This window comes from Nocardia arseniciresistens (assembly GCF_046764875.1).
Lineage (GTDB): Bacteria > Actinomycetota > Actinomycetes > Mycobacteriales > Mycobacteriaceae > Nocardia > Nocardia arseniciresistens.
The window spans coordinates 89,761-115,497 of the sequence record NZ_JBKORD010000006.1 but is presented as its reverse complement, the minus strand read 5'-3'; the positions used below and the strand labels follow the sequence as shown (position 1 = coordinate 115,497).

Here is a 25,737-nt window from a genome sequence, read left to right as displayed (position 1 = left end):
ATCGCATGAACACAGCTTTGACGGATGGCGGTCGCGCGACGGATGGGTGCGAACTCGCCAACCCGCCGCGGCGCGGCGCCATTCGCATCTCGCTCGCGGTTTCCGGAATGACCTGTGCCGCCTGCGCGAATCGAGTGGAGCGCAAGCTCAACAAGGTCGACGGCGTGCTCGCATCGGTGAACTATGCGACCGGAGTCGCCACCATCGATGCGGTCGAGGATATTTCGGTCGAGCAGCTCTGCACCGAGGTGGTCGCGGCCGGCTACGGCGTGGAGCCGATCACGGAGGGTAGCGGCCCGATCTCCTCGGCCCCCGAGGAGGCCGCGGTCCGAGATCTGTTCCGCCGCTTGGTCGTCGCGCTACTGCTGTTCTTCCCCCTTGCCGATCTTTCGGTGATGTTCGCGATGGTGCCTGCGACCAGGATCACCGGCTGGCAGGTCATCCTGACCGTGCTCGCACTGCCGGTGGTGGTGTGGGCCGCCGGGCCGCTGCACCGAAAGGCGCTGGCGGGGGCGAAGAATTTCACCGCCAGCATGGACACCCTGGTGTCGGTCGGTGTGACGACCGCGACGCTGTGGTCACTGGACACCATGTTCCTGCACGCGGATCGGACCGAAACCCCCGACGGCGTATGGGACGCGTTCTGGTCCGGTGATTCGATCTATCTAGAAGCCGCGGCCGGTGTCACCACCTTTGTGCTCGCCGGACGGTATTTCGAGGCGAAGGCCAAGCGTTCGGCGGGCAGCGCGCTGCGGGCACTAGCCGCGCTCGGCGCCCGCGAGGTCACGGTGCTGACCCGCGACAATCGCGCAATGCGGGTCCCCATCGGCGAACTCGTCGAGGGACAGCGCTTCGTGGTGCGGCCCGGCGAAACTATCGCGACCGACGGTCTGGTGGTCTCGGGTGCGTCGAGCGTCGATGCCAGCGCCATGACCGGCGAATCCATACCGGTCGATGTGACCGAAGGGATGCCGGTGATCGGCGGCACCACCGCACTCACCGGTCGCCTGATCGTGGAAGCCGCCGCGGTGGGCGCGGATACGAAGCTGTCCGGCATGATCCGGCTGGTCGAGCAGGCGCAGACCGGGAAGGCCCGCCTGCAGCGCGTCGCCGACCGGGTCTCGGCGGTGTTCGTCCCGTTCGTCTTCGCAGTGGCGGCCGGCACCTTTCTCACCTGGTGGCTGCTCGGTTCCGGTATCGACCGGGCCGCCGCGGCCGCCTTGGCGGTGTTGGTGATCGCGTGCCCGTGTGCGCTGGGGCTGGCAATTCCGACGGCGCTGATGGTGGCCTCCGGACGCGGTGCGCAGCTGGGCATCTTCATCAAGGGATATCAGGCGCTCGAGGCCACCCGCGACGTGGACACGGTGGTACTGGACAAGACCGGAACCCTCACCAACGGCGCAATGAGCGTCGTCGCGGTGACCGTGACCGATGCGCTGACCGAAGGCGAGGTGCTGCGGCTGGCCGGTGCGGTCGAGGCGGCCTCCGAACACGCCGTGGCCGCGGCCATCACCCGGCACGCCTCGGCAATATTGAACGGACTGCCGGAGGTCGAATCCTTCACGGCGCTAACGGGATTGGGCGCGCATGGCGTGGTCTCGGGCCGCGAGGTGATGATCGGACGCCTGCGCCTGCTGCACGATCGCGGCATCGATGTGCCGCAGCCGCTGAGTCGTGCTGTGCGCCAAGAGGAACGGTCCGGACGCACTGTGGTGCTCGTCGTGGTCGACGGCGCGGCCCAGGCGGTGATCGCGGTAGCCGATACCGTCAAGGACTCCGCCACCGACGCCATCGCCCGGCTGCACGCACTCGGCCTGCGCGTCATGATGTTCACCGGCGACAACGCATATGCCGCACAGTCGGTCGCGGACGAGATCGGCATCGATGAGGTTGTCGCCGAACTACTTCCGGAAGACAAAGTCGAACTCATCGCCCGCATGCAGGAGCACGGCCGCCGCGTTGTGATGGTCGGCGACGGCATCAACGACGGGGCGGCATTGGCCACCGCCGACCTCGGCATGGCGATCGGGGCGGGCACCGATGTCGCGATCGCGGCCGCCGATGTGATCCTGGTCCGCGACGATCTCGAAGCCGTCGCCGACGCCATCGAACTCGCGCACGCCACCTTGCGCACCATCAAGGGAAATCTGGTGTGGGCCTTCGGCTATAACGTGGTCGTCATCCCGGTGGCCGTGCTCGGATTCCTGAACCCGTTGATCGCCGGTGCGGCCATGGCGTTCTCGTCGTTCTTCGTGGTCTCCAACAGCCTGCGGCTGCGTCGCGTTCGGCTCAGCCGCTGAATCAGCGGCGCGACTGCGCCAACTTCTCCAACATCGCGTTGTAGGCAGCGAGTTCGGAATCCCCGTACTCGTCGTCGTTGCGATCGGTGCGCACCGAGGTGCGGCGATCCTGGGCCACCCACTGGGTCAGCAGCGCACCGACCACGAGCAGGATCGGGATTTCCCCGGACACCCAGGCAATGCCGCCGCCGACCCGCTGATCAGCCATCAGGTCGAGACGCCATGGCAATTGGAGTTGCCGATAAAATCGCTCGCCGATGACGGTGTTCATCGACATCACCGCGACACCGAAGAAGGCGTGAAAAGGCATGATGGCGAACAGCATGCCGAGCCGGCCCAGATGCGGCAGGCGGCGCGGGCCTGGATCGATGCCGATGATCGCCCAGTAGAACAGATAACCGATGATCAGGAAGTGCACGTTCATCAATACGTGCCCCCAGTGATAGCGGATCAGATTCTCGAACAGCGGCGTGAAGTACAGGCCGTAGAGCGAGACCACGAATGTGGTGATCGCGGTGACGGGATGGGCCAGCATCGCGGTCGGGCGCGAATGCAGAATCCACAGCACCCATTCGCGCACACCGGGAACCGTGTCCTTCGGGGCCGCGGGAACGGTGCGCAACAGCAAGGTCACCGGCGCACCTAGCACCAGCAGCACCGGCACGAACATATTCAGGGTCATATGTGTGATCATGTGCGTGCTGAACATGGCGTAGCCGTAGGTGCCGATGCCCGATGACGTCGAAATCAATAGGGCCACACAACCACTCGACCACGACAGGCCGCGCCACGGCGACCAGGTGTCGCCGCGCCGCCGCAGTCTCAGCGCACCGGCCAAGTACAGTGCGATGCCACCCAACGCGGCGGTGCCCAGGACGATATCAAAGCGCCACATGGTCATCAGCCGCCAGAGGTCGGCCTTGCCCGGCAGTTCGAAGCCGAGGAAAACTTCCTGTGCGGTGAACGACCGGTCGGCGAACGCGGGGGCCGGTTGAACGGCCATCGAGACCAACGCGGCCGTTGCCACCACGGACAACCCACCGGTACCGGTGACCAGCCGTCCGGTGCTCGAATCATTTTCGGCGGCAATCCTTCTCAGCATGAGCACCATGGCGGCGGCCGACCCGACAACCACCAGGGCGAGCCGACCGTAGCCGGTGCTGAACAGCGCCGACCACGGCAACAAAATGGCACCGAGCACCAACCCGCTCAGCGTGGCCGCGGCCAGACACATCAGCCCGATGAGCACATATCGCCGAATCGCGGCCGCTACCTGTGAACCATTGCGCCGCACCTGCGCCGCCACACACCATGCCAGACCTGGTAGCACCGAGACCGCGAGTTGGAAGATGATCATCGCGCCGGTGCCGAAGTCGTGATCTGGCCCCTCGCTCGCATTGCCGACCATCGCGGGCGGCAGCACCGCGAGCAGCGCCAGCATGGTCGGCACAACCAGACCGGTCCACGCCAAGGTCAGCCGCGTCACCAGCGCGACCACACCGGCCAGCACCGCGACGACGATCCACGCCTTCGGCTTCTCGCTCGCATCGATCAGCGGGCCGACCGCACCCCGTTCCAGCGCGGAACTCATCGACAGCCCGCCCACATTCGCCGCACTCACCGGAATCAGGACCAGCGCCGAGACGAGCCACACCGGACTCGCCCGCTCCGCGACCCGGATCCCGGTATACCCGTCAACGTCGACCCGGCCGCGCGCGGTGACAACGGTGCAGCACAGTGCGTAGATCAATGCGCCGAGGGTGAGTGCGCCCGCCAGCGCGGCGACCAGCCGCAGCGCTACATAGAGCAGGGCATCCAGGAATCCGGGATACGCGATACCCGCCGACCGGTAGGGCATATCGCCGGCAGCGAGCACCGAGACGAGTACGAGCGCTCCCGCGGCGATCGCCGCGATCAGCCAGATGACCCGGATCGCTTGGTCGGTGGAGCGCTGCACCTGCACGTTGGTCTCCACCCGCTCCTCGAAACGACGAGAATTGCCACAGGCACGACTCGTGCCAGCCCCACACATGTCGGATCCGGGCCCGGTGGTGGTTCCCGCGCCAGCGTCACTGTGATGTACGCCATAGAACGGGCCTGGTCGGGAGAGTCGAAGAGCCGCCACGACAGTGCTGCGCCGACTCGGTGTGGTTGTTCTCGACCCGCGTCGTTGCAGTCCCGGTCAGCGTGCCGTTCTCGATGCCCTGTCGCGAATGCGGTCAAGTCAGATCGGAGTCGGGAGTCGTCGGCTGAGCGGTGTTTGTGCGGAACTGAAGCTACCTCACATCCGACCAATGGGGTTCGGGGTCGTCGATGGGGCGGCGCGCGCGGGAGGAGAACGTAGTGCGGATACACCCGCAGGTCGGTGCCGACAACGCGGCGGTGGCGTCGGTGACCGCTGCGCTGACCGCGGTCATGGCGTTTTCCATGCTGCAGTTGTTCCTGCTCGGTGCGCTGGGACCGAGGATTGTGCCGGATTTGGGGATGTCACCGGCGATGCTCGGGTTTACGACGACGGTTGGGTTCGGGACCGCCGCGGTGTTGTCGCCGGCAGCGGGGTGGGTGGTGGATGTGCTGGGGCCACGGCGGTGTCTGGTCGGGTCGCTGTCGCTGGTCGGGTGCGTGCTTGCCGTGATCGCGGTTGCGCCGGGGTATGTGGTGTTGATGGTTGCCGTCGGTCTCGGCGGTGCGCCGCAGGCGTTGGCCAATCCGGCGACCAATAAGGCGATCTTGGCGGCCGTGCCGACGATGCGGCGTGCGGGGGTGACGGGCACGAAACAGTCCGGCGTGCAGCTGGGTGCGATCGCCGCCGGACTACCGTTGACGGCCCTGGCGGCTGTTGCCGGTTGGCGGGGCTCGGTGGGGGTGGCGGCGGGGATCGCCGTGTTGGCCGCGTTCTGGGTCTGGCGGGCATTGCCTGCCGATCCGGACCGAAACGACCAGGGTGGCAACGGTATCGGCGTCACCACTGAGCGTTCGATTGTGGTGGGCTGGCTTGCCGTTTACTCGTTGTTTCTCGGTGCGGGGATGGCCTCGATCAACACCTATCTTGCGTTGTTCGCAGAGCGGCGGCTCGAGTTCGGTGCGGCCACTGCGGGGATGCTGGTCGCGGTGCTGGGTGTGGCGGGGATCGCGGGCCGGATCGGTTGGGCGAAGGTGGCGGGTAGACCGCGTGTGGCGGTGGTGTTGCCTGCGGGTTTGGCGTGCGGGTCGGCGATCGCGGCGTTGCTGCTGGCCGCTGCTGAGCTAGTGGATGGGCTGGTGTGGGTGGCGGTGATCGCGGTCGGTGCGTTCGGGATGGCGGGCAATGCCGTGTCGATGGTGTTGGTGATTCAGCGGGCCGCGCCTGGCCGGGCGGGGCGGGATTCGGCGCTGGTGTCGGCTGGTTTCTTCGCGGGGTTCGCAGTGGGCCCACCGTTTTTCGGTGCTCGGCTACCCGCGATCGGATATAGCAACGGGTGGTTGATGGTCGCCGCGGAATTCACGACCGCCGCGGCGGTGGCCGCGGTGTGGGTCCTGCGCGATCGCGCGTTGCGCCATCCGACAGGGGGAGCAGCGAGCGAATCAGGTGCCCACGCGCATCGCCGCATGCCGGGGCCGAACGTCGGCCAGGAGCAGGCGTGAGCAAGCGCAGCGAGCGAACAATGAACACGGCCGAGACCACATCCGATCCGTTGGACCGCGCGGCGAAATCCGGCTCCGCTGGTACCCGCAGTGCGGCAACGTCGCCCGATTGGGCCGAGGTGGCCCTAGGTGCGGTGTTGGATCGCGCGGCGGTCACCTATGCGGCGGTCGGCGAACGGTTTCCGCTCTACGCGGACGGTCCGTCGGGCGTGTGGACGACGACATCGAAAGGATCCTGGACCGGCGGCTTCTGGGCAGGTCTTCTATGGTTGCGGGCCGGGTATACCGGTTCGGCGGCGGACCGCTCGGCCGCAGCGGCGGTGACCGGCCGGTTGGCGTGCTGGGTCGAGGCCGACACCTCGACGCGTGGGTTGATTCTTTGGTACGGCACAGCCGTGGCGGCAGCCAGTGGCGAGGTCGGCGCGACGCGACTGCGGGGCGAGGCCGCGCGAGCCTGCCTGGCGGGGTTCGACCACGAATTAGGTGTGCTGCCATGGGGTTCGGTATTCGGCGGCGAACGACTATCGGCTCGCGTGGATGGAGTCCCCGGTGTAGTGCCGCTGTTGGGATCGATGGCCGACGCGGGCCGGGTGGCGGCTCGCAGCCATATGGACACCCAGTTGCGGCTGTGGCAGACCGAGCCCGTGGGTGCTCCAGCGTGGAGGCGGGCGAATGGCGAATGGACGCCAGGGCTCTCGCCTCGGGCGGGCTGGAGCCGGGGCCGGGCCTGGTTGTTACTGGCGCTGGCCGACGCGGCATGGCACCTCGACATGGGCTATGCGGCGGTCGCCGAGCAAATGGTGGACACCGGGTTGCCGTTGGTTCCGAGTGCCGAAGCCGTGCCGGGATGTGGGGCGTTGGATACCTCGGCGGCGGCGATCGAGGCGGTGGCATTGTTCAAGCTCGCTGCTGTGCAAGAGTTTCCAGAGCATGCGGCCTGTCTGCGAGGCAGGGCTGTCGAAATCGTACGGTGTTTGGTGGAGACGTATTTGAGCGGCCCTGGTGGTGCCCGTCCGCCGGGCATGTTGCTGAATGGTTGTTACGACCTCGATCGCGGACTGGCCACCAGCCACGAACTCATCTGGGGTAACTACTTTCTCACGCTCGCCCTGGCTATCCACACCGGCTCGGTCGCGCCGTTCGACACCTGATCGAACAATGGGCCGAGTACGTCGCGATTCCGGTCGAGTCGGCTCACCGCTCGCCTACGAACCGCCTGGTGGCAGCCGCGCCGTGCAGCTGTGCGGAGCAGGGTGGCCAGCGCGGTGCCGGGCGCTGGACGGGTGCGAGTCGTGCTCGCAATGTCGTGGCGCGGGCCAAGAGTCCAGGCCACGACTCTGCGGTCCTATCGAGTGCTCAGTGAGTGTCGTTCCAAAATTGGGTCCCCGCCGCGATCAGCGCGGGTACACCGACGATGACCGTGCCGGCGACAGCCCCGATGCCGGCCAGTGCAGCGCCGGTGATGAGGCAGCCGCCGATGGCGGCCGGAATCGCGAGCAGGCCGATCGACACCACGCCACCGGTGGCTCCACCGACGATTCCGCCTGCGACACAGCCGATGCCACCACCGATCGCGCTACCCAGCAGGCTGCCGACGGTCGCGGCCGCCATCATCGACATGCTGAAGTTGCCGAGGGCCGCGTTGTAATTCGGGTGTGAGAGTGCGTCGATCTCCTGGGCGGTCGACGCGCTGATGGTGCGTGCATCGGCGGGATCGGTGCTCGGGGTCAGGGTGACGGTGTCGCCGGCGAGTCGCGCTGCGATTGGCATCGCCGCGCCATCGCGGACGTAGGCCAGCGGCAGGGTCGCGACGGACACACCGCTGCGGTCGATGAATCGCAGGTGCCCGTCACCGACCGCCAGAGTCCCGGCGTCCATGGTGAGGACAACCGATTGGTCGATCGCTTCAGCCTGAAAATGAATATCCGGAGTCTGCTGGCCAGGCTCCGCCGCAGCAGTTCCCGCCGAGATACCCAAAGCCGAAATAGCCATGGCGGCTACTGCGGCACCCTTACGGAACATCATTGTTGTCTCACTTCCGATTTCGTTGCGGCAACGTGGACTCGTTGCCGCCAACATGTCGGTGGGCCGTTCGAATAAGTTCCCAAATCCTTTGTGACACAGGACACGCCAATTCCGTGTGGGGGTCCGCTGGAACTGAACGAAGACCATTGTCGGCAACTGGAGCGCTGCAGCGGCGCGAGGAGGACGTCGGCCCGGCGCAGTCAACTCACCGTCGTCGGCGCAGTACCCGTCGGGCGACTGCTTCGATGTGCAGCTCGTCGGGTCCGTCCAGAATGCGTGCCAACCGGCCGGTGCGCAGTAGTGCGGGTAGGGCGGTGTCGGGGCCGAGTCCGGCGGCGCCATAGATCTGGATCGCGGCGTCGGCGACCTGCTGCAGGGTGCGAGCCGCGGCGACCTTGGCGAGGCCGGCTTCCACGGCGGCGTCATGGCCCGCGTCGATCAGTGCCGCGGCCTTGTGGACGAGCGGCCTAGTGCTGCGAATCGCCAGCAGTGACTCGAAGACGTGCTGCTGCACGAGTTGGCGTTCGGCCAGCGGGCCGCGCGATTGGCTCCGGGTGCGGGCACGGTCACACATCAGCGCAAACGCTCGTTCGGCTTGCCCGAGCCAGCGCAGACAGCGCAGGGTGCGCCCGAGTTGCAGCCGTTCACCGGCAATTGCCAGGGCCCGGCCAGGTTCGCCGATCAGATGGTCACCGGGGACGTGTACTCGGTCCAGGGCGATCTCCCATTGGCCGCCGACACCGAGTACCGGTAGTTCCCGGATGATTCGCACACCGAGGGTGTCCGTGGGTACCAGCAGCAAGGACAGACCGTCGCGGCTCGGCTCGGTGCCGTGGGTACGGGCAAGCACGGTGATGAGGTCGGCGTCGGCGGCCCCGCTGACGAACCATTTGCGGCCGGTCACCACCCAGGAGCCGTCCGGTTCGGCCTCGGCTCGGCTGGCAGTCATGGAGGGGTCTGTGCCGGGGCCGCCGGGTTCGGTCATCGCGTACGCGGCGCGCAGTTCCCCCGATACCAGCTGTTCGAGGTAACTGTCACGGACGGCCTGGGACGAGTGGCGTTGCAGCATGCGCACATCCAGCAGCGACGCGGATCCGAGGACTGCGGGCCCGTGATCGCTGGCCCCCTCGGCTTCGGCCAACCGCACATAGTCGGCGAAGGGCAGACCATGCCCACCCAGTTCAACCGGCAGCGGCAGAGCCCACAGTCCTGAATCGCGTGCGGTCGACTGTAGGTCTCTCAACACGGCCGACGCCGCCGATCCACCCGCGTCGAGTCGGGTTTCGTTCGGCACGACGTGTTCATCGATGAATGCCGCGACTCGGTCACGCAACAGCGCAACGCCATTGGTCGGCGGTGCGTCGACTATCGGTGTCGCGCTCTGGGGTGGGAACGGGGTCATGAACTGCTCCTGCGTGGTGAACGGGAACTGGAAGGCTCGCTGCTGCGACTGCTGTGTGACGAGAACTGGTCGGTGGCGGGCGTCGCCGAGTTCCCGTGCAGGCGTAACCCCTTCAAAAGGAGAGCCATGACATCCGGCACCGTGCGGATATCCAGCACCGGCAATCGATCGCTACCGCTGCAGGGCATGCGGTTGCGCACCGCAGGTCCGCCGGGTCCGGTCGCCACGGCCGTCGAGCATGTGCGATTGCTCGGTGCTGATCTGGTGCCCGGTGACAGCAACGGTCTGGCGCTCACCGGCGCCGACGGCATGTCGGTCGAGGCCGGGGTGTCCTGGGCAGCGCCGGGCAGCGAGGTCGTGGACGAGGCGACCGCGCAGGCTGCGGCCGGGTTGATGCTCGTGCACGGCCGCCGCGACGGGGCACCGCGCGGTCTGGCCGTCGATTACACCGCGACTGCAACCGGAATTCTCACGGTGCATGGCCTGCTGGCCACGCTCATCGCACGGACGCGCGGCAGTACCGCGACCGTGGCCGATGTGGCGGTCGATCGAGTGGCCCTGCTCACGGTGTCTCAGTATCTTGCCGCGGCCTGTGCCGATGACGAGGAAGCGGCGCCGCTGGGCCAGGGCGGGCCACCGTTCACCACCGCCGACGGCGTCCTGTTCGAGGTGGAGGCGCTCGACGTCGGCGTATGGGCGGACTTCTGGCGGGAGTTGGACGCACCGGCACAGGCATTGCGGAAAGGGTGGCGGCCCTTCCAATTCCGTTACGCGACAGCGTGTGCGCCGATTCCGACAGAATTGCATGCCACCACAGCGCGACGCACCTGGGGCCAGATTCGGGTAGCCGCGGCAGCTGCCGGCGCCGATGTGTGCCGCCTGCATACGTTGGGCGAGCGGGCCGAAGAAATACGCGCCGGCCGCGAGGATTCAGTGCCGTGGGAGCTGACCCTCGGCGTGGAAAATCGCAGTGCCGGTGGCAGTTCCATGTCGAGCGTCGACAAACCGCTCGCGGGCATGACCGTGCTGGAGGCCGGGCGACGAGTACAGGCGCCGCTGGCGGCCCATCTGCTCGGATTGCTCGGTGCCGAGGTCGTGCGCATCGAACCACCAGGCGGGGATCCGTTACGGGGAATGCCACCTACCTGCTCTGGAATATCCGCGCGTTGGCTGGCCCTGAATCGGGGCAAGGGCGCGGTGGAGATCGACATCAAGTCCGCGGACGATCGACACCGGTTGTGCGCGTTGGCCGCCGAGGCCGATGTGTTCCTGCACAACTGGGCACCGGGCAAGGCCGAGCAGTTCGGCCTCGGCGCCGATGATCTGTGGGCTGCGAACCCTGGCCTGGTCTACGCCTACACCAGCGGCTGGGCCGGTCGTCTCGACGATGCGCCGATGGGTACCGACTTCATGGTGCAGGCTCGCACCGGGGTCGGCGCGGCTGCCCGGCCCGCCGACGAAGCGCCGGTGCCCTCGTTGATGACGTTGCTGGACGTGCTGGGCGGCATGCTCGGCACCGAGGCGATCCTGGCCGGACTGTTGACTCGGGAGCAGACCGGGCGCGGTGTTCGCGTCGAATCCGCACTTCTCGGAGCCGCGAATCTGCTGACCGCGCCCGCGCTCGATCGGCTCAGGGCCGGCGTGGAACCGCGCCGGCCGGCCGGTTTCCGCCGCCCCTTGCCGACCGCCGACGGGCTGCTCGCCCCGGCCGACAACGACGCCGCGGCCGCCACCGCTCACCTCGATCGAATCCAGCAGCTGCCGACCGGTGACGCACTTGCCATGTTGCGTGACAACGGCATTCGAGCGACGGCCGTCACCACTGATCTGGCCGCGTTGCCCACCGATCCCCGTTTCGCCGGTTCCATGCACACGGATGCACACGGGGCTCTCGCTATTTCGTCTCCCTGGAGTCTCCGATGACTGTCTCCATGCACGATCTGGTCCCGCACCGACTACGCCGGGCCTGGGCGGCTGCGGGGGAATGTCCCGATCTCGACCTGTACTCGCTGTTCCGGGCACAGCGATGTATGGACCCGCACCGCACCGCCGTTCTCGATGACGCGGGCAAGCTCTGCTACACCCAGCTCGACCGCATGGTCCGACGCACCGCAGCAGGACTGAGGGATGCCGGCGTTCACGCCGGAGACGTTGTGGGGGTGCAACTTCCGAATTGCCGCGAGGCCGTCGTCGCCGATCTGGCCATCGCCGCGATCGGTGCGGTGGCGTTACCCTTCCCGGCCGGACGTGGCATTCGGGAGGCCGAATCACTGTTGCGCCGCGCCGAGGCCGTCGCGGTAGTGGCCGCGACCGACTTCCGGGGCCGGGCCCACGCGGCGGATCTGGCCGGACTGCTCGACCGGTTGCCCGCCCTGCGAATCGTCGCCGCTGTCGGCACACAATCGGTACCCGAGCGCTGCCTGGCCTGGCGCGACCTGCTGCGTGCGGACGGAGACACTTTTGTCCCGGCCCGCCCCGATCCTGATTCTGCGGCACGCATCCTGGTCTCTTCCGGTTCGGAAGCCGAGCCGAAAATGGTGGCCTACTCCCACAACGCACTGGCCGGCGGCCGTGGCAACTTCATGGCCTCGCTGCTGACCGACCGCGAACCGCCGCGCAACCTCTTTCTCGTCCCGCTGGCTTCGGCGTTCGGCAGCAATGGCACCGCCGTCACGCTGGCCCGTCACGGCGGCACTCTCATACTGCTCGAACACTTCAGTCCCGAGGCCGCGATTGCCACGATCGAACAGCATCGCCCGACTCATGTCCTCGGCGTGCCGACCATGGTCCGAATGATGCTCGAGCACAATGTGTCCGGCAGCGACACTCGCTCGATGCGGGCATTAGTGCTCGGCGGCGAGCCCCTGGATCGAGTGACCGCCGAAGAGGCCGAACGGGCCTTCGGGTGTGCGGTCGTCAACCTCTACGGCTCCGCCGACGGGGTGAACTGCCATACCGATCTCAGCGAAACCGGCACGGCCACCGAGGGTCCCGGCATTATCGTGGGCTGCCCGGATCCCCGCGTCGCCGATATCCGCATCGCCGACGTCGATACCGGAACGATCGCGCCGCCGGGCGAAACCGGGGAGATCGTGGCCCGCGGACCAATGACTCCTTTGTGCTATGTCGGTGACCCCGAACTCGACGCTCGCTATCGCACCGCCGACGGCTGGGTCCGCACCGGCGATCTCGGAGTGTTCGACCCGGCCGGTCGTCTGCATGTCGTCGGCCGGCTCAAGGATATCGTCATCCGTGGTGGCGCGAATATCAGTGTCGCCGAGGTCGAACAGCTGCTCGCCGAGCATCCGGATATCCGGGATGTGGTGTGCGTCGGTGTGCCACACGCCGCGCTCGGTGAGTGCTTGGCAGTCTGTGTCGTACCTCGACTGGGTGCCGTACCGGATTTGGCGAGCCTGGGCACGCATTTGCTCGCACGGGGCCTGGAACGTGCGAAGCATCCGGAATCACTGCTACTGCTCGACACGCTGCCGCTGACCCCGGCGGGCAAACCGGACCGTGCCGCGATCCGACGGCTTCTGGCGGCTGTTGTGACCTGAATCCCGCACGGCCGCACGTCATTTCAGCGACAGGTGGTGAGAAGGATCAGCGGCACCTGGCAGCGTTCGAGTAGCCAGTGCAACCAATGGTAAGCGTCGGAGAGTCAGCGCAACCAGGTGCCATGATCTTGTGGCGGTGGGGTCGACCGTCAGCTGCCCGACATCGCCTTCTTCAATGTGGCGGCCGCGTCACGGTAGACCGCGAGCAGTTCCTGGTCCTGCCCTGGGTAATTCACGATCGACACCTGCTTGCCGCCCGAATCCGGCAGCACCGTCCCGGTCGACATATGCGCATTGTCCAGAACGAAATCAGGCTTCTTCGCCGCAAGGGTCGCCAGCTGCCCCGCCGTCACCGCCTCCGGCCCGTAGGTGCCGACGATATCCGCGCCCGCCAACTGCGCGGCCCAGGTCGAAAAGACCTGCGCCACCACGGACGGCTGCTTACCGCCGGGCCACGCCGCCCGAATATCCTTGCCCAGCTTGTCGTATTCAGCGGTGAACGCCGTGGTCCAGGCATCGGCGGCAGTGGCCGTGCCGAATTCGTTTCCCAGCGCCTTGACCTGTGCCGTCGCTTTGTCGGAGGAGTTGTCGAGGTTCACCTCGATCAGCTTGGCCTTCGAACCGGCCGCTTCCTTGATCTTGGCCGCGAACGGCTCGAATGGTGCGTACAAGACGAAATCGGCCTCGGCGACGGCGGCCAGATCGGATGGTTTGGGGTCGTAGTCGGGTGCGTGGTGCACCGACGCGGGCACGATGACTTCGACGTCCTCGGCACCGGCGGCTTTGGCGAACGCCGCTTCCCAGGCGGTGGTGGCGACGATCTTCGGATGATCGTGCCCTCCCTGGTGTTCGTGGCTGTTACCGGAGCTGGAGCAGCCGCTGAGCAGCGCGCTCGTGGCCACAGCGAGGGTGAGGCCGACGGTTAGTGGATGGAAACGTGCCATGAGTTGTATCTCCGTTCGGGAATCATGTGAGCAACGAGAGCGACTGCCCCCGCGGTGAGTACGAGGACCGGGCCCGGTGGCAGGTCCAAAGCGAGAGCCAGCAGGAAGCCGACCGAATTGACGATGACGCCGATGCCGATGGCCCAGAAGATGATCGAGGTCAGCGAGTGCCCCAATCGGCGCGCGGCCAACGCGGGCAACAGGGTGAGCGCGTCGACGAGCAACGCCCCGGTTAGCCGTATCGCGCCCGCCACCGCGACCGCGACGAGTACCAGCAAGACCAGGGTGAGCCGTTGCACCGCGACGCCGGAGACCAGCGCCAATTCCCGATCGTGTAGCAGCAGCGCCAGGTCACGCCGCCGCCACCAGAACAGCGCTGGTACCACAACGGCAAGTGCCGCAAGCACGATCACGTCCTGAGTGCGCACCGAGAGGATGGAGCCCCACAGCAGTGAGAAGGCCGAGGAGGCGTTGACCCCGGCAATCGCGAGTACCAGCAATGCCACCGCGATGGCCAGGCTCATCAGCAAACCCATTGCGCCGGAGAGGCTTTCCGGTGAGCGCGCCAACGGACTTATTCCGGCCCCCGCGACCGCGCACGCCACAAGGCCGCACAGCGCGGGGTCGAGTCCGGTCAACATCCCGACCGCGGCGCCGAGCAACGCGACGTGCATCATCGCGAACCGCACCGGGATGATGTCGAGCCCGACGATCACCACGCCGATCACCGGCAACCCGACCGACCCGAGCAGTAAAGCCACCCCGGCACGCCGCACCGGCACCAGCCCGAGCAACTCGGCCAATTCCGTTGGCCCGTTCACGCCGCCTCCCGCAACCGGCCCGCGGCCATCTCCAGGACCCGGTCGCAGCGCCGCGCCAGCGCACGGTCGTGGGTGACCACGATAAGCGTCACTCCCAGCCCGACGAGTACCTCGGCGGCTTCCTCCTGACCGGCGAAATCCAGTGCGGCGGTGGGTTCGTCGGCAAGTACGATGCCCGCACCCGCCGCCACACAGCCCACCGCGCGCGATAAGTGCATGCGTTGCAGCTGCCCGCCTGAGAGGGTGTCGAGCGGACGATCGACCAGCGCGCCGACGCCGAGCCGTGCCGCCATGGCCTCGGCTTGCGCCTGATCTCCGGAACTGGCCAGCAGCTCACCAGCCAGCAGCGGGAACCGACCAGCGGCGGGCCGCTGCGGGATCCACGCACAGACCCTGCGCCGCCACGCCTGGTCGGCCGCCTTACTGCCACTGCGTCCGCCCACGATGATCTCGCCTCGCACGTTGCGGTGCAGGCCGAGCACCGCACGCAGCAGCGTCGTTTTGCCCGAACCGTTGGTGCCGGTCAACGCGATCCGCTCGCCCGCGTATACGGCCAGATCAACATCGCTGACCACCTCGACGCGACCGTGCCGACACGACACACCTGCCAGTCGCAGGTCGAGCCTGCCCATCACACCACCTCCGCTATACCCGGCCCGGTCTCCTCGACCGTGCCGTGCGCACGTGCACGAGGCAGTAGTCGGACCCGGGCGCCGATCGGTTCCTTGTTGACCTCGCGCTCAGGCGCCGGGGCTGGTTGGTCCACCGCTGCCAGTTGGGCGATCACGGTTTCGCGTGCGCGAGCGACCCGCGAGCGAATAGTCCCTACCGGGCAGCCCACCGTCCGCGCTGCCTCGGCATACGACAGACCGAGCACCTGGGTGAGTACCAAAGCCTCCCGGCGCTCGTCGGGCAGGCCGCGCAGGAGATCGGCGATGGCCAATTCCTCAGGGAAGTCCGGTTTCGGGCGATCGCGGTGCTGATCCGCGATCAGCTGCCAGTCTTCCAACTGCGCGTTCCTCGGCCGTGCCGCCGCACTGCGGTACCGGTCCACAACCACCCGCCGTGCGATCGACAGCAACCAGGTTCGGGCTGTGGATCGCCCGGCGAAACGCGGCAGGCTGCCCATGGCCCGCAGGAAGGTCTCCTGAGTGAGATCATCGGCGGACTGGACGTCGGTGAGGTGGGCGATGAAGCGCCACACGTCACGCTGGGTGGACCGGATGAATTCCTCCAACGCGTCCCGGTCTCCCGCCCCGGCCGCCATTGCCAGCGGGGTCAGTGGGTCGTCGGGCATGATCGGGATCCACATAGACACACCTGACCGGTCGGAGAATGTACGGCAGACGAGAAAACATGCAGGAATAGCGAATTGCCGCTGCACAGCGGCAGCGACAGGGATATCGAAGACATTTCGCAAAGTTTCGTTCGGCGACATCGTTGGGCGATGTCGAAGCAACCGGCTGTCCAGCTGACTTCAACGCACCGATTCGGCGCGCTGGGCGGCGGGCGACAGCCGCTGGGCGTCGAGGCACACCGTCGGCGGCACCCATATGGATGCCGCCGGATATGGCGGCTACGTCCACCACTGACAGGTGCAGGACCGTATGACGTCCTGCCTCACGGAGGCGACGTGCGTGTGCGGTCCCGCCCCATGGCACTGGGACCATCCCGGCTACGGGTGGCGGACTCTCAGCAGGAGATCGCGTCGACAGGCGGCCCGCGCTGGGCCATCACATAGCGCAACAGAAGGTCGTGTAGCGGCGACACTCGACGGTCGACGACCACCGAAAGACAGGTTCCGATGTCGATCACCACAGGGTGGATCAACGCCAGCAAGAGCGGCGCCACTGTCCGTGTGTAGAGCGTCGACAACAGCGCGAACAACGCGCGCTCGCCAACCCAGAGCCACAGCGCGCAGGCCAGCGCGGCCGAGCAGTGTCCGGCGATCATGGCAGGCGTAGCCGCTGATTCCGCCGCCGTCGCGGCGGCATGAGATGAACCGTGCCCGCCCGACATCGACGACACACCGAACCACATGTGCAGGGCTGCTTGCATTGTCAGCAGACCGCCACCGATAGCGAGGATTCCGCGTTGCCGATCGGCCAGTGCCCACGCCAGCGCCCCGGTCGCGGCGAACGCCAGAACCAAAGCCGACAAGGGCACGGCGTGTTCGGAAATCTCCGCATGCCCGATGGTCGACAGTAGTACGGCGATCGCGGCGAACATCAGCGCGCGTGCCATCCGCACATCGGGCGACACGGGCGAACGGTTCATAGCACCGCTCATGGTCGCATTCGTCCATTGGTCGGTATCGGCCGGTCTATGACCGCCACCGCGAACTCCTCAAAACGACGCGGATCGAACATCATTCGAAGTGTCGCAGTGGGCATCGATAAAGTTTGAGACAATCCGTCTCTTGGCCTCGAGCCTAACCGAGCCACGCAGCCGTGACGCCGAACGCATCGAGACACGTTGAACCTATCTGCCGTACGGTGCCGACTGCGGTCATGCCGCAGCGGTGGCATGCCCAGACCGAGTTTTGTCTCGCGTCGATGGCGCGACCGAGTGAGGTCGGTGCGCTGACCGTAGGTGATATCAATCGGGATTCTGGCTACGCGCGCCCTTCGATCGGCCTGCGTGGATGCCGGTGGCCGACAGGTGCAGGACCTGGTCTGCCCAGCGGTTCAATAGGACGGTGTCGTGGGAGATAGCGAGGACACCGGCACACACGCGGTCTTGGTAGGTGCGGATGACGACGACAAGCATGGCGGTGGTCGCGGCATCGAGCATGGTGGTCATTTCATCGCAGATCAGGTAACTCGGATTCAACGCCAACGCTCGGGCCAGACAGGCGCGTTGTAGTTGGCCGTCGCTAACCTCGTGGGCTCTGCGTTCCAGTAGATCGGGTGTCAGGCCCGACGAGCTCGGTCAGTTCGAGCACGCGGGCCCCTACGGGGCGAATGTGGTTGGCGCGCAATGGTTCAGCAATGGCGTTGCTCAGTGTCAACCTCGGATCGATGGACAGTCGGGGTTGCTGGAACAGCACGCCGATGCGGGTGCGGTAATCCGGCGTGCCCGATGTCGATGGCCGGTAACGGCGTGATCATCCACGAATACCGTGCCGTCGAAAGGCTTGTGCAGCAACGAGAGAACGCGCGCAAGGGTGGACTTTCCGCTGCCGCTGGGACCGGCGAGGCCCACGGTCTGGCCGGCTTCCACCCGTAGGTCGATCCCGGTGATTACCGGGCAGTCGACATCGAGCGCGGCGTCGACTGTGGCCTTGGCGATGCCCGGCCACGAGAACACGGTTTCCACCAGCAGCGCGCCGGTGATCAGCTCTGGTAGCCGGGTACCGAGCAGCGTGAGGAAGGACAGCAGCGAGGTGCGCAGTGCGTGCCCGAGCACGACTGCCCGATCTGGCAGTCCTCTTGCGCGGGCGCCGATCACGTAGTCCTGCGTCAACGCCTCCAACAAGTTCCGCCGGACGAACAGCACGAACCACGGTGTCTGGGAGATCCCCAGCACCACCGCAGGCAGCAGCAGATGCCGAGCCAGTTGGGTGACGGTCAGCGCTTGGTCGGCCTCGGTGAGCCCGCCGCCGGGCAGCCACCGCAGCTGTTGCGCGAACACATACAGCGCGGCCAGCCCCAGCCAGAACACCGGTGCCGCCTCGAGCACGTAGCAACCGGAGGTCACGCACGATCCAGCCAACCACCCCGCCTCCACGCCGCCGCAGTGCCCAGCACCAGGCGCACACCCGATTGCCGGTCGAGCAGCGCCGATGACCGTCCTGCGCCTCAGTCGTGGGTGTGTGAGTGATCGTCGGGCATATCGGTTTGATGCACATGGCGATGCGAATGCTCGACTCCGTCATGGGTATGGGTGTGCTCGTGTTCGAGGTGGTCGTGTTCGTGTGCGCTATGGGCGTGGTTATGTGTCAGTGTGCCGTGACTGTGTGCGTGGGCATGGGGCTCGACGTGGGAGTGTTCGTCGGTCATATCCCGGTTCCTTGTCTGTGTCGAGTGGGTTCTACGGCACTGCATGCTTACCAGCACGCCGCGGTGATTTGCGGGAATGCCGGACCGGCATGTTCGGCACGGAGATCGCGTCGAGTACCGGTCGACGCACGTGGGACGTTTCGGACCGGCAGACTCTGAGTTCCCTCGTGGTGGGTGCGCACGGGTCGTGTCACTCGCAGTTTCGCCTGCCTTCGACGCACCGAGGGTGTCGGCTCACCGACAGGTCGGCGAGATCGTTCAGCGATCGGATACGTCCAGCAACCCGGCGGTCGAGCATGCACGATCGATCCTGCGTAGTCACGGGTTACGGTGCACCGCACCGCGTTTGGCGGTGATGTCGGTGCTGACCAGCGATCCCTCCGGGGGCACCTCAATGCTCAGGAGATCGTCGCACGACTCGCCGAGCGACGGGAACTCGTCGACCTGACCACGGTGTATCGCACGCTTGCGCGGATGGTCGAGATCGGCGCCCTACACGTGCTCGTCGTTGGGGAAAGGGCGGCGAGCTACGGACTGACCATGCGGCCCCACCACCATGCTGTCTGCACGCGGTGCGCGGCGGTGATCGAAGTCCCCGCCGAGCGACTGGCAACCGCGCTGGACCACGCCAGCCGCGGCAGCCGGTTCGAACTCGCTACTACCGCCGGACTGACCCTGCATGGACTGTGCCCCGCCTGCCAAAAGGTCGCGTGATAGCCGAACCAGTAGGCCATATCGCCGGTGTCAGTGTCCTTCGCTATTCGGGAGCGCTTCCTCGACAGCCTCGAGGAGTGGTTCGAAGCCTGCGAGCGCGAAGCCCACCATCGCATCAACGGCTACATCTCGGCCTCGGCCGACTACCTGCCGCTGCCGATGTCGACCGGTGGGTCCGAGGTCACTTTCGCGGCGGTGTACGAGCAGCTGACCAACGGGGTGCTCTGGGCGAATCAGAGCGATCGGCACACGCAAACCTCCACTTCGGCAGCGCCGGACTTGGAAACGCTTGCGCGGTGAGATCTACTACCGGGCCGACGAACCGGCTCCTACCGCGGTGTAGCCCCCTCAGCCGGCACTGCAAGGTGTGGCCCGCGCGACCCACCGTGGCCGGTTGTGCGGATCGCGTCGGGGCCGGGCGGCGAGGTCCCGGGATGCGGCTCCACCTCGTGGGGTGAATAGGCCGATTGGGACAGGGACCCGGCGGAGTTGCGCGAGCGGAAGTTCCACTACGGGTTTGGACCGCGTGCTCGGCGGACTCGATGCGCGCCGAAATGCTTGACTCATCCTGAGTGGGTGTGGGTTACCACCACCGAACCCATGTATCGACTACGGTTCACGTCGCACCAACCTCCGTGATCCTCATGTCGAGAGGCGAAGTCTGTTGTCGGTGAACCTGTTCTGGCGTTCGATGTCTGTAGTGGGGGTGTCCCTGCTGATTGCTGTGCCGGCGAACAGCCATGCGGACCCGGTCGACGACGCGCGCCCGATCGGGTTGGACCGGTTCTATCACCAGCGGCTCGAGTGGAAGCCTTGCGGCGTCGAGAATGTCGACAAGGCCGGTGGCGAGTGCGCGGATGTACTGGTGCCGCTCGATTACGGGAATCCCGACGATCGCACGATGACCGTGGCGATTTCGCGGGTGAAGGCCGGCGATCCGATGCAGCGGCGGGGAATTCTGCTGTCCAATCCGGGCGGCCCCGGTGGGGAAGGTCTGGACAGTCTGGATCTGCTCGGTGATGTGCTCTCGCCGGAGGTCTTGGCGAGTTACGACCTGATCGGCATGGATCCGCGCGGGGTCGGCGAATCCGGTCGGAGTCCGCGGTGCGGGTGGCCGGTAGGCGAGATGATTCGGTCGGCGGGTCTGGATCCGCTGGGATTCGTGCACGACACTGTTCAGTCCGCCGGGATGGCCGCGACCTGCCTGATTCGTGATCCGAACAAGCTGAGGCAATTCACCACTCGCAACACCGCGCGTGACATTGACATTGTGCGAGGCGCCCTGGGTGAGGAGAAGGCGAACTTCTATGGCGTTTCCTACGGCACCTACCTCGGTGCCGTGTTCACGCAGATGTTCCCCGAGAGCAGTGACCGCGTCGTGCTCGATAGCACGATCGACCCAGACCGGTACTGGGAGGGCTTGGTTCAGGATTGGGGTCCGGCAGATGAGATCGCGCTGGACGACTGGGCCGGCTGGGTTTCCGGTCGGGATGACGAGTTCCGGCTCGGAACGACTCCGCAGCAGGTGCGAGCGAAGATCGAGGAGCTCGTTCGTGTCGCCGCACGCCAACCGATTGTCATCGACGGGTTTGCCATTGACGATCACTGGCTTCCGTTCATCATGCACGGATTGCTGATGAACTTTCGGCTGAACGAAGCGATGGCCGCCACTGTGCGGGAGATCGCCGATGCCGCGGGCGGTCCGCCCACCGCATCACAAACACCCCGGCTTCGCGCCATCGTGGAGGCGCTGCGCGACAACGAGAATTCGGTGCTCGCGCAGATCGCCTGCGGTGATGTCGGGGCACCGATCGATCCGACCTGGTACTGGCGCAACATCGAAGCGACCCGTGCCACACAGCCGGTGTTCGGCGCGCTGGCGAACAACATCCAGCCGTGCGCTTTCTGGCCTCGCCCGGTCGAGCCTCCGACTGTCGTCCGGAATTCGGTGCCCGCGCTCATCCTGCAGGCGACGGGAGATCCACGGACGCCTTATGCCCACGGCGTCCGACTGCATCAGGACATGTCCGAGTCGCGGATGGTGACGCTGCAGGATGTCCGTATCCACATGACATTCCGGCCCGAACTCAGCGACTGCGTGAACCACGCGATCAACACATACTTCAGCGTGGGAGCCATGCCGGATACCGACATCACCTGCTACGCGGATCATTCCACGCCTTAGCCCGCACCGCTTCCCCCGGATGATCGAAGAGAAGTGCCGCCGACAGGGGGTGTCGAAAAACAGGTGTCAGCGCATCCGTCCACTTCCCGCGCCGTCACGCCGTAACAGCACGTCTACAGGGGCGAATTCGCTGCTATAGAGTGTTCTAATGCCCGATCAAGCGCATCCCACATCCGTGGTGCGTGTCGAAGCGGCCGAATCCGCCGGAACTGCTACCGCAACTTCCGGGGGAACAGACCACGACCTGCTCTCGCTCGCCGCCCAACTGTGCTTTGCCCTGTACTCCACGTCCCGATCGATGACCGCGGCCTATCGGCCCTTCCTCGACGCGATGGGGGTGACCTACCCGCAGTATCTCGCGCTACTGGCGCTATGGGAGCGACCCGCCATCACGATGAAGGAATTGGGCGAACAACTACGCCTCGACTACGGCACTGTCTCGCCGCTCATTCAGCGGCTACAGGCGCACGGCCTGGTCGAGAGCATCCGCAGCACCCACGACCGTCGTGCCGTGGAGCTACGCGCCACCGATGCGGGACGGGCCCTGCAACACCAGGCTCGCGAAATGATCGAATCGGTGCTGAACGCCGTCGACTATCCGCTCGAGACCGTCATCGCGCTGCGCGACCAGGTCAACGCGCTCGGCGAGCGACTGGACACCGTCGTCGCAGAGCGCGCGCTGCGGTAGCAGCCGTGCGTCCGCCCAGGTGTCGAGGACCTGTGCCTTGCGGTGGACCACCGGAGGCTCGGTAGACCAGGGGAAGTTGATCCAGCGGTCGGTGCGACGCCACACATTTTCGGAGTCGATCTATGAGTGCGGCTTCTGGTAAATCACCGCGCAGCGAACCTCGGCACGTTTCGACAGAATCTGGCGACCGCGAGTGCCAGTAGGTGGTCCCCGGGCGCGGCGGGCGACACAGTCGGATGCAGCGGCGAGTGTGGCATCGTCGGTGTACGCCGCGCCGCGTTTTCGTGTTCCTTCGCGTCGGCCAGGCGCTGCTCGGCGTGAAATACCATGCGACGGTATTCATTGGGGTCGATCACACTGCCGCGTAACTCGGCGGCATCGTCGGCCAACTCGTCGATTAACTGCTCGCGGAGCTCTCGGGTATAGACCGCCGAGTAGGCGCCGTGCGCTGGGTCGACCCCGCGCGTGCGCCGCCGGTCTGATGGGCCACCATGATCAAGGCTGCTCATCGGGCCGCGAACTGCGGCCGGGCCTCCGGAAGGCACACCATGGAATTCATCGGCAAGACCGCCCTGATCACCGGTTCGACCACGGGCATCGGACGTGCGACAGCCCAGCTGATGGCCGCAGAAGGCGCACAGGTGATCATCACCGGCCGCGATGTCGAACGCGGGGAGGCCACGGTCCGGGCGATTGTCGCAGACGGTGCGAACGCACGGTTTATAGCCGCCGATCTCGCTGATCCGGAGTCGGTGCGCAGACTGGCCGACGCTGCGGGCGAGGTCGATATTCTTGTGAACAATGCCGCTTATCTTCCGACCGGCCTGACGACCGTCCAGGACCTGGAATCCTTCGACATCGCGTTGGCGACCAACCTGCGCGCACCCTATTTCCTCGCAGCGGCGCTGGTCCCCGCAATGATCGCCAACGGCTCGGGCTGCATCGTGAACGTCAGCACGATGGGCGCCAGGATCGGTATGCCCGGCGTCTCGGCCTACAGCGCGACCAAAGCGGCGTTGGAGTCGTTGACGCGCACGTGGGCGGCCGAATTCGGCCCGGCGGGCATTCGGGTGAACGCCGTCGCACCCGGTCCAACTCGCACCGAGATGGTGCTGGCCGCGATCGGCGTGGAAGTAGCGGCGCAACTGGATGCGGGCACCCCGCTGGAACGGCTCGCGGCCCCCGAGGACATCGCCGAGACGATCGGCTTCCTCGCCTCCGACCGGGCACGCAACGTCAGCGGCGTGACTATCGCGGTGGACGCGGGCCGAACGGCGGTCTACCGCAACCAGAGTGGGGACCGGCTGCATAGCCGAGAGGCATAAACCGTTGCCTCGCAACCGATTCTGCTCCCTTAGGCAGGTCAGCGGTCGGAGAGACGTACTGAACTCGGCAATATATCCAGTGAACCCGGCGACCCCCTTGAAAGCCGCCTCGAGGTGTCCGACAAGTCGTGGTGACTGATTGTTGGACAGCCGCCCTGGGGCGATGCCCGCTCATCGGCAAAACCGGACGTTCCAGTGCTGCACCGTGCCTCGCCCGCCGGTCGCGCGCCCGGCGGCTAGTTGAAGGGCAGCCGGACCGCCACGCTTCGAGTCGATCGTCAGAAGGAATGCCGACGAACGGCCAGGGCAGTCGGCGGAGGTTACTTCGATCGCCGCACCAGCCGAGCATGCCAATGTGCCAGCACAGTACGGAATCTCAGGAGAGGCCGGCTCAGTTGACGTCGAGTACCGCTTTGCCGTGTAGGCGGCGGTCGAGCAGGGCTTGGGCTGCTTCGTCGTAGCGGGTCCACGGGCCACGCAAGCTGATGCCGGTGTCGAGGCGGCCGGCGGCCACCTCGACGGCCAGCCAGGTCAGGTCGGCGGAGAAGTCGGTGGCGGGGTCACCGAACAGGTAGAACGTGCGGATCGACCGGTCATGTCGTCCTTCGGTGGCCAGCAAGGCCTCGGGCGGGAGGACGGCGTCCGCCCCCGACGACCGGCCCACGCTCACCAACACGCCACCGGCCTGCACGGCGGCGAAGGCGTCCACGAGTTGCTGGCCGCCGACATTGTCCAGCACCGCGAACACGGGCCGGTCGACCTTGGCCGGATCGGCGTACACCTGATGCGCGCCCAACGCCCGCAGGCTGTGTTCCTGGGCCGGATTCCCGCTGATCGCGACGACCTCAGCACCTGCGCGGGCGGCGAGCTGTACCGCGTAGCGGCCGACACCACCGGAAGCGCCGGTGATCATCACCCGTCGCCCGAGGAGTTGCCCCATGCTGCGCAGCACACGCAGAGCGCTCAGGCCGGCGACCGGAATCGTGCTGACCGCACCGAGGTCGGCGCCATCCGGCACGACGCCGAGCAGCGTGGCCGGGACCGCACGCAGCTCGGCCCAGCCGGCCTCACCCAGCGTGACTACCGGGGTTCCCTCACCAGGGCCTGATCCATCGGCCGCCGCCCGGACCACCACGCCCGCCGCGTCCCAGCCGATCATGGCGCCGTCCGGCGCATCCGGATCGGTGGCGCCCTTGACCTCGCCGTAGTTGAGCGAAACCGCTTCGACTCGCACCAGCGCCTCGCCGGGCGCGGGTACCGGGTCGGCCACCTCGGCCAACGAGAGATGTGCCGTCGCAGTGTGATCGACAACTAGTGCACGCATAGTCAGGTCTCCTTTAGATCAATGTGCCACAGTATGGCATTTGCTCTATTAGAGCATAGGCTCAAGGAGTGCGTATTCGCTAGACTGCTGTCTATGACGACCTCCGAGCAGCCCGCCACACTGCGCGAACGCAAGAAGATGCGCACCCGCCAGGCTCTGGTGGAAACGGCGATCTCGATGTTCAGCGAGCGCGGATTCGACACCACGCCGCTCGACGCACTGCTCGATGCGGTGGAGGTGTCGAGACGGACCTTCTTCCGCAATTTCCGCTCGAAGGAAGACATCGCGCTCACCGCCGTCAAACAACTCTGGAGCACTTACCTCGACGTGCTGGACGAGACCGAGAAGTCCGGGTCGCTCGTCGACGTTTTCCGCGACGCGATGCTGGCCACCCTCGACCGCATGGACGAGGACTGGTACCGGCGCTTCCGCGCCACGCTCAGGTTGATCGAGCAGTCGCCATCATTGAACGGGCATTCCCTACGGCACTGCGCGGAGATTCAGGAAGAGATCGCACGCCGGCTCGGCGACCCGCGCCGCCTCGAACTGCGGCTGCTCATCGAGTTCTGCGTGGCTACCTGGCGCTGCGCGCTGGACGAGTGGCTACCCGCCTGCGTCTCCGGCGAACTGCCCGAGTGCATGCTGCGCGCCTTCGCCACCATGGAAGACAGCATGCGCTTGGAGGCGTACCCCACGATCGGAGCCTCCCGCTGCGCCACGATCCGGCCCACGGACCTGTCGAAGTCGGCGAACAACAAACGGGCAAGCTCCAGCCGCGACTCATAGACGGTCGAACCCCCGCAGCGGGTACAGGACACCGGCGTACC

Annotated in this window: 24 protein-coding genes and 2 pseudogenes; 11 read left to right on the top strand and 15 right to left on the bottom strand. The window is 66.5% G+C overall.

The features are described 5' to 3' along the window. The first annotated feature begins 5 nt into the window (after positions 1-5). Positions 6-2,300: a heavy metal translocating P-type ATPase gene (locus ACLMAJ_RS12525; protein ID WP_412013791.1), complete on the top strand. Its 2,295-nt coding sequence runs from the start codon at positions 6-8 to the stop codon at positions 2,298-2,300. Between the two features lies 1 nt (position 2,301). Here the strand turns inward: ACLMAJ_RS12525 and ACLMAJ_RS12520 are convergent, their stop codons facing one another. After that, the gene (locus ACLMAJ_RS12520; protein ID WP_412013790.1) at positions 2,302-4,275 is read right to left on the bottom strand and encodes a bifunctional copper resistance protein CopD/cytochrome c oxidase assembly protein; all 1,974 of its coding nucleotides are present in this window, start codon (positions 4,273-4,275) and stop codon (positions 2,302-2,304) included. A 368-nt stretch (positions 4,276-4,643) separates the two neighbouring features. Here ACLMAJ_RS12520 and ACLMAJ_RS12515 point away from each other — a divergent pair, with 368 nt between their 5' ends. Then, positions 4,644-5,924: an MFS transporter gene (locus ACLMAJ_RS12515; protein WP_412013789.1), complete on the top strand. Its 1,281-nt coding sequence runs from the start codon at positions 4,644-4,646 to the stop codon at positions 5,922-5,924. Continuing rightward, complete coding sequence (locus ACLMAJ_RS12510; protein WP_412013788.1) at positions 5,921-7,075, top strand: hypothetical protein; 1,155 nt, start codon at positions 5,921-5,923, stop codon at positions 7,073-7,075. Before ACLMAJ_RS12515 ends, ACLMAJ_RS12510 begins: the two co-directional genes overlap by 4 nt. Positions 7,076-7,280: 205 nt before the next feature. Here ACLMAJ_RS12510 and ACLMAJ_RS12505 read toward each other — a convergent pair whose 3' ends face one another. Both ACLMAJ_RS12505 and ACLMAJ_RS12500 read right to left on the bottom strand, forming a co-directional pair. Further along, positions 7,281-7,949: a DUF8020 domain-containing protein gene (locus ACLMAJ_RS12505; RefSeq protein ID WP_412013787.1), complete on the bottom strand. Its 669-nt coding sequence runs from the start codon at positions 7,947-7,949 to the stop codon at positions 7,281-7,283. A gap of 205 nt (positions 7,950-8,154) precedes the next feature. Beyond that, entirely contained in the window at positions 8,155-9,351 is a 1,197-nt protein-coding gene (locus tag ACLMAJ_RS12500) for an acyl-CoA dehydrogenase family protein (protein WP_412013786.1), read from the bottom strand. 126 nt (positions 9,352-9,477) lie between these two features. Between ACLMAJ_RS12500 and ACLMAJ_RS12495 the strand changes: the two genes are divergently transcribed. Both ACLMAJ_RS12495 and ACLMAJ_RS12490 read left to right on the top strand, forming a co-directional pair. After that, entirely contained in the window at positions 9,478-11,274 is a 1,797-nt protein-coding gene (locus ACLMAJ_RS12495; RefSeq protein ID WP_412013785.1) for a CoA transferase, read from the top strand. After that, entirely contained in the window at positions 11,271-12,908 is a 1,638-nt protein-coding gene (locus ACLMAJ_RS12490; RefSeq protein ID WP_412013784.1) for a class I adenylate-forming enzyme family protein, read from the top strand. Before ACLMAJ_RS12495 ends, ACLMAJ_RS12490 begins: the two co-directional genes overlap by 4 nt. Before the next feature lie 149 nt (positions 12,909-13,057). Here ACLMAJ_RS12490 and ACLMAJ_RS12485 read toward each other — a convergent pair whose 3' ends face one another. The 9 genes and pseudogenes from ACLMAJ_RS12485 to ACLMAJ_RS12445 all read right to left on the bottom strand — a co-directional run bounded on the left by ACLMAJ_RS12485 (position 13,058) and on the right by ACLMAJ_RS12445 (position 18,674). Further along, positions 13,058-13,852, bottom strand: a complete 795-nt coding sequence (locus ACLMAJ_RS12485; RefSeq protein ID WP_412013783.1) for a metal ABC transporter solute-binding protein, Zn/Mn family — start codon at positions 13,850-13,852, stop codon at positions 13,058-13,060. Continuing rightward, positions 13,831-14,673 (bottom strand): metal ABC transporter permease, encoded by an 843-nt coding sequence (locus ACLMAJ_RS12480; protein WP_412013782.1) that lies wholly within the window; start codon positions 14,671-14,673, stop codon positions 13,831-13,833. Before ACLMAJ_RS12480 ends, ACLMAJ_RS12485 begins: the two co-directional genes overlap by 22 nt. After that, entirely contained in the window at positions 14,670-15,305 is a 636-nt protein-coding gene (locus ACLMAJ_RS12475) for an ABC transporter ATP-binding protein (RefSeq protein WP_412013781.1), read from the bottom strand. Before ACLMAJ_RS12475 ends, ACLMAJ_RS12480 begins: the two co-directional genes overlap by 4 nt. Next, positions 15,305-15,970: a sigma-70 family RNA polymerase sigma factor gene (locus ACLMAJ_RS12470; RefSeq protein WP_412013780.1), complete on the bottom strand. Its 666-nt coding sequence runs from the start codon at positions 15,968-15,970 to the stop codon at positions 15,305-15,307. Before ACLMAJ_RS12470 ends, ACLMAJ_RS12475 begins: the two co-directional genes overlap by 1 nt. Positions 15,971-16,365: 395 nt before the next feature. Beyond that, on the bottom strand, positions 16,366-16,950 hold the full coding sequence (locus ACLMAJ_RS12465) for a hypothetical protein (RefSeq protein WP_412013779.1): 585 nt from the start codon (positions 16,948-16,950) through the stop codon (positions 16,366-16,368). A 321-nt stretch (positions 16,951-17,271) separates the two neighbouring features. Further along, positions 17,272-17,475, bottom strand: coding sequence for a hypothetical protein (locus ACLMAJ_RS12460; protein WP_412013778.1), 204 nt, complete (start codon positions 17,473-17,475; stop codon positions 17,272-17,274). A 45-nt stretch (positions 17,476-17,520) separates the two neighbouring features. Next, a pseudogene (locus tag ACLMAJ_RS12455) lies at positions 17,521-17,574 on the bottom strand (hypothetical protein); the annotation flags it as partial. A 105-nt stretch (positions 17,575-17,679) separates the two neighbouring features. After that, entirely contained in the window at positions 17,680-18,372 is a 693-nt protein-coding gene (locus tag ACLMAJ_RS12450) for an ABC transporter permease subunit (protein WP_412013777.1), read from the bottom strand. A 101-nt stretch (positions 18,373-18,473) separates the two neighbouring features. After that, positions 18,474-18,674: a zinc transporter Slc39a7 gene (locus ACLMAJ_RS12445; RefSeq protein ID WP_412013776.1), complete on the bottom strand. Its 201-nt coding sequence runs from the start codon at positions 18,672-18,674 to the stop codon at positions 18,474-18,476. Between the two features lie 330 nt (positions 18,675-19,004). Between ACLMAJ_RS12445 and ACLMAJ_RS12440 the strand changes: the two genes are divergently transcribed. The 4 genes from ACLMAJ_RS12440 (at position 19,005) to ACLMAJ_RS12425 (ending at position 22,261) form a co-directional block, all read left to right on the top strand. Then, the gene (locus ACLMAJ_RS12440) at positions 19,005-19,388 is read left to right on the top strand and encodes a Fur family transcriptional regulator (RefSeq protein ID WP_412013775.1); all 384 of its coding nucleotides are present in this window, start codon (positions 19,005-19,007) and stop codon (positions 19,386-19,388) included. A 27-nt stretch (positions 19,389-19,415) separates the two neighbouring features. Beyond that, positions 19,416-19,688 (top strand): terpene synthase family protein, encoded by a 273-nt coding sequence (locus tag ACLMAJ_RS12435; RefSeq protein WP_412013774.1) that lies wholly within the window; start codon positions 19,416-19,418, stop codon positions 19,686-19,688. A 400-nt stretch (positions 19,689-20,088) separates the two neighbouring features. After that, positions 20,089-21,573 (top strand): alpha/beta fold hydrolase, encoded by a 1,485-nt coding sequence (locus ACLMAJ_RS12430; RefSeq protein ID WP_412013773.1) that lies wholly within the window; start codon positions 20,089-20,091, stop codon positions 21,571-21,573. Between the two features lie 148 nt (positions 21,574-21,721). Next, positions 21,722-22,261, top strand: coding sequence for a MarR family winged helix-turn-helix transcriptional regulator (locus tag ACLMAJ_RS12425; protein WP_412013772.1), 540 nt, complete (start codon positions 21,722-21,724; stop codon positions 22,259-22,261). Between the two features lie 48 nt (positions 22,262-22,309). On the opposite strand, the pseudogene ACLMAJ_RS12420 reads toward ACLMAJ_RS12425, so the two are convergent. Then, a pseudogene (locus ACLMAJ_RS12420) lies at positions 22,310-22,423 on the bottom strand (phosphoribosyltransferase); the annotation flags it as partial. Continuing rightward, on the bottom strand, positions 22,405-22,770 hold the full coding sequence (locus ACLMAJ_RS12415; RefSeq protein ID WP_412013771.1) for a hypothetical protein: 366 nt from the start codon (positions 22,768-22,770) through the stop codon (positions 22,405-22,407). The gene ACLMAJ_RS12415 and the pseudogene ACLMAJ_RS12420, both read right to left, overlap by 19 nt. A gap of 39 nt (positions 22,771-22,809) precedes the next feature. On the opposite strand from ACLMAJ_RS12415, the gene ACLMAJ_RS12410 reads away from it, so the two are divergent. Beyond that, entirely contained in the window at positions 22,810-23,586 is a 777-nt protein-coding gene (locus ACLMAJ_RS12410) for an SDR family NAD(P)-dependent oxidoreductase (RefSeq protein WP_412014068.1), read from the top strand. A gap of 391 nt (positions 23,587-23,977) precedes the next feature. Here the strand turns inward: ACLMAJ_RS12410 and ACLMAJ_RS12405 are convergent, their stop codons facing one another. Beyond that, positions 23,978-24,910, bottom strand: a complete 933-nt coding sequence (locus ACLMAJ_RS12405) for a zinc-binding dehydrogenase (RefSeq protein WP_412013770.1) — start codon at positions 24,908-24,910, stop codon at positions 23,978-23,980. A 93-nt stretch (positions 24,911-25,003) separates the two neighbouring features. Here ACLMAJ_RS12405 and ACLMAJ_RS12400 point away from each other — a divergent pair, with 93 nt between their 5' ends. Beyond that, a complete protein-coding gene (locus ACLMAJ_RS12400) occupies positions 25,004-25,696 on the top strand; it encodes a TetR family transcriptional regulator (protein ID WP_479725031.1) in 693 nt (230 codons plus the stop codon). The last annotated feature ends 41 nt before the right edge of the window (positions 25,697-25,737 follow it).

Coding starts and splice junctions, on each gene's coding strand:
- ACLMAJ_RS12405 (WP_412013770.1), bottom strand. CDS start 24,910: ATGCGTGCACTAGTTGTCGATCACACTGCGACGGCACATCTCTCGTTG.
- ACLMAJ_RS12525 (WP_412013791.1), top strand. CDS start 6: ATGAACACAGCTTTGACGGATGGCGGTCGCGCGACGGATGGGTGCGAA.
- ACLMAJ_RS12465 (WP_412013779.1), bottom strand. CDS start 16,950: ATGAACCGTTCGCCCGTGTCGCCCGATGTGCGGATGGCACGCGCGCTG.
- ACLMAJ_RS12505 (WP_412013787.1), bottom strand. CDS start 7,949: ATGATGTTCCGTAAGGGTGCCGCAGTAGCCGCCATGGCTATTTCGGCT.
- ACLMAJ_RS12495 (WP_412013785.1), top strand. CDS start 9,478: ATGACATCCGGCACCGTGCGGATATCCAGCACCGGCAATCGATCGCTA.
- ACLMAJ_RS12490 (WP_412013784.1), top strand. CDS start 11,271: ATGACTGTCTCCATGCACGATCTGGTCCCGCACCGACTACGCCGGGCC.
- ACLMAJ_RS12460 (WP_412013778.1), bottom strand. CDS start 17,475: ATGACCACCATGCTCGATGCCGCGACCACCGCCATGCTTGTCGTCGTC.
- ACLMAJ_RS12475 (WP_412013781.1), bottom strand. CDS start 15,305: ATGGGCAGGCTCGACCTGCGACTGGCAGGTGTGTCGTGTCGGCACGGT.
- ACLMAJ_RS12500 (WP_412013786.1), bottom strand. CDS start 9,351: ATGACCCCGTTCCCACCCCAGAGCGCGACACCGATAGTCGACGCACCG.
- ACLMAJ_RS12470 (WP_412013780.1), bottom strand. CDS start 15,970: ATGCCCGACGACCCACTGACCCCGCTGGCAATGGCGGCCGGGGCGGGA.
- ACLMAJ_RS12445 (WP_412013776.1), bottom strand. CDS start 18,674: ATGACCGACGAACACTCCCACGTCGAGCCCCATGCCCACGCACACAGT.
- ACLMAJ_RS12400 (WP_479725031.1), top strand. CDS start 25,004: ATGACGACCTCCGAGCAGCCCGCCACACTGCGCGAACGCAAGAAGATG.
- ACLMAJ_RS12425 (WP_412013772.1), top strand. CDS start 21,722: ATGCCCGATCAAGCGCATCCCACATCCGTGGTGCGTGTCGAAGCGGCC.
- ACLMAJ_RS12415 (WP_412013771.1), bottom strand. CDS start 22,770: ATGAGCAGCCTTGATCATGGTGGCCCATCAGACCGGCGGCGCACGCGC.
- ACLMAJ_RS12410 (WP_412014068.1), top strand. CDS start 22,810: ATGGAATTCATCGGCAAGACCGCCCTGATCACCGGTTCGACCACGGGC.
- ACLMAJ_RS12485 (WP_412013783.1), bottom strand. CDS start 13,852: ATGGCACGTTTCCATCCACTAACCGTCGGCCTCACCCTCGCTGTGGCC.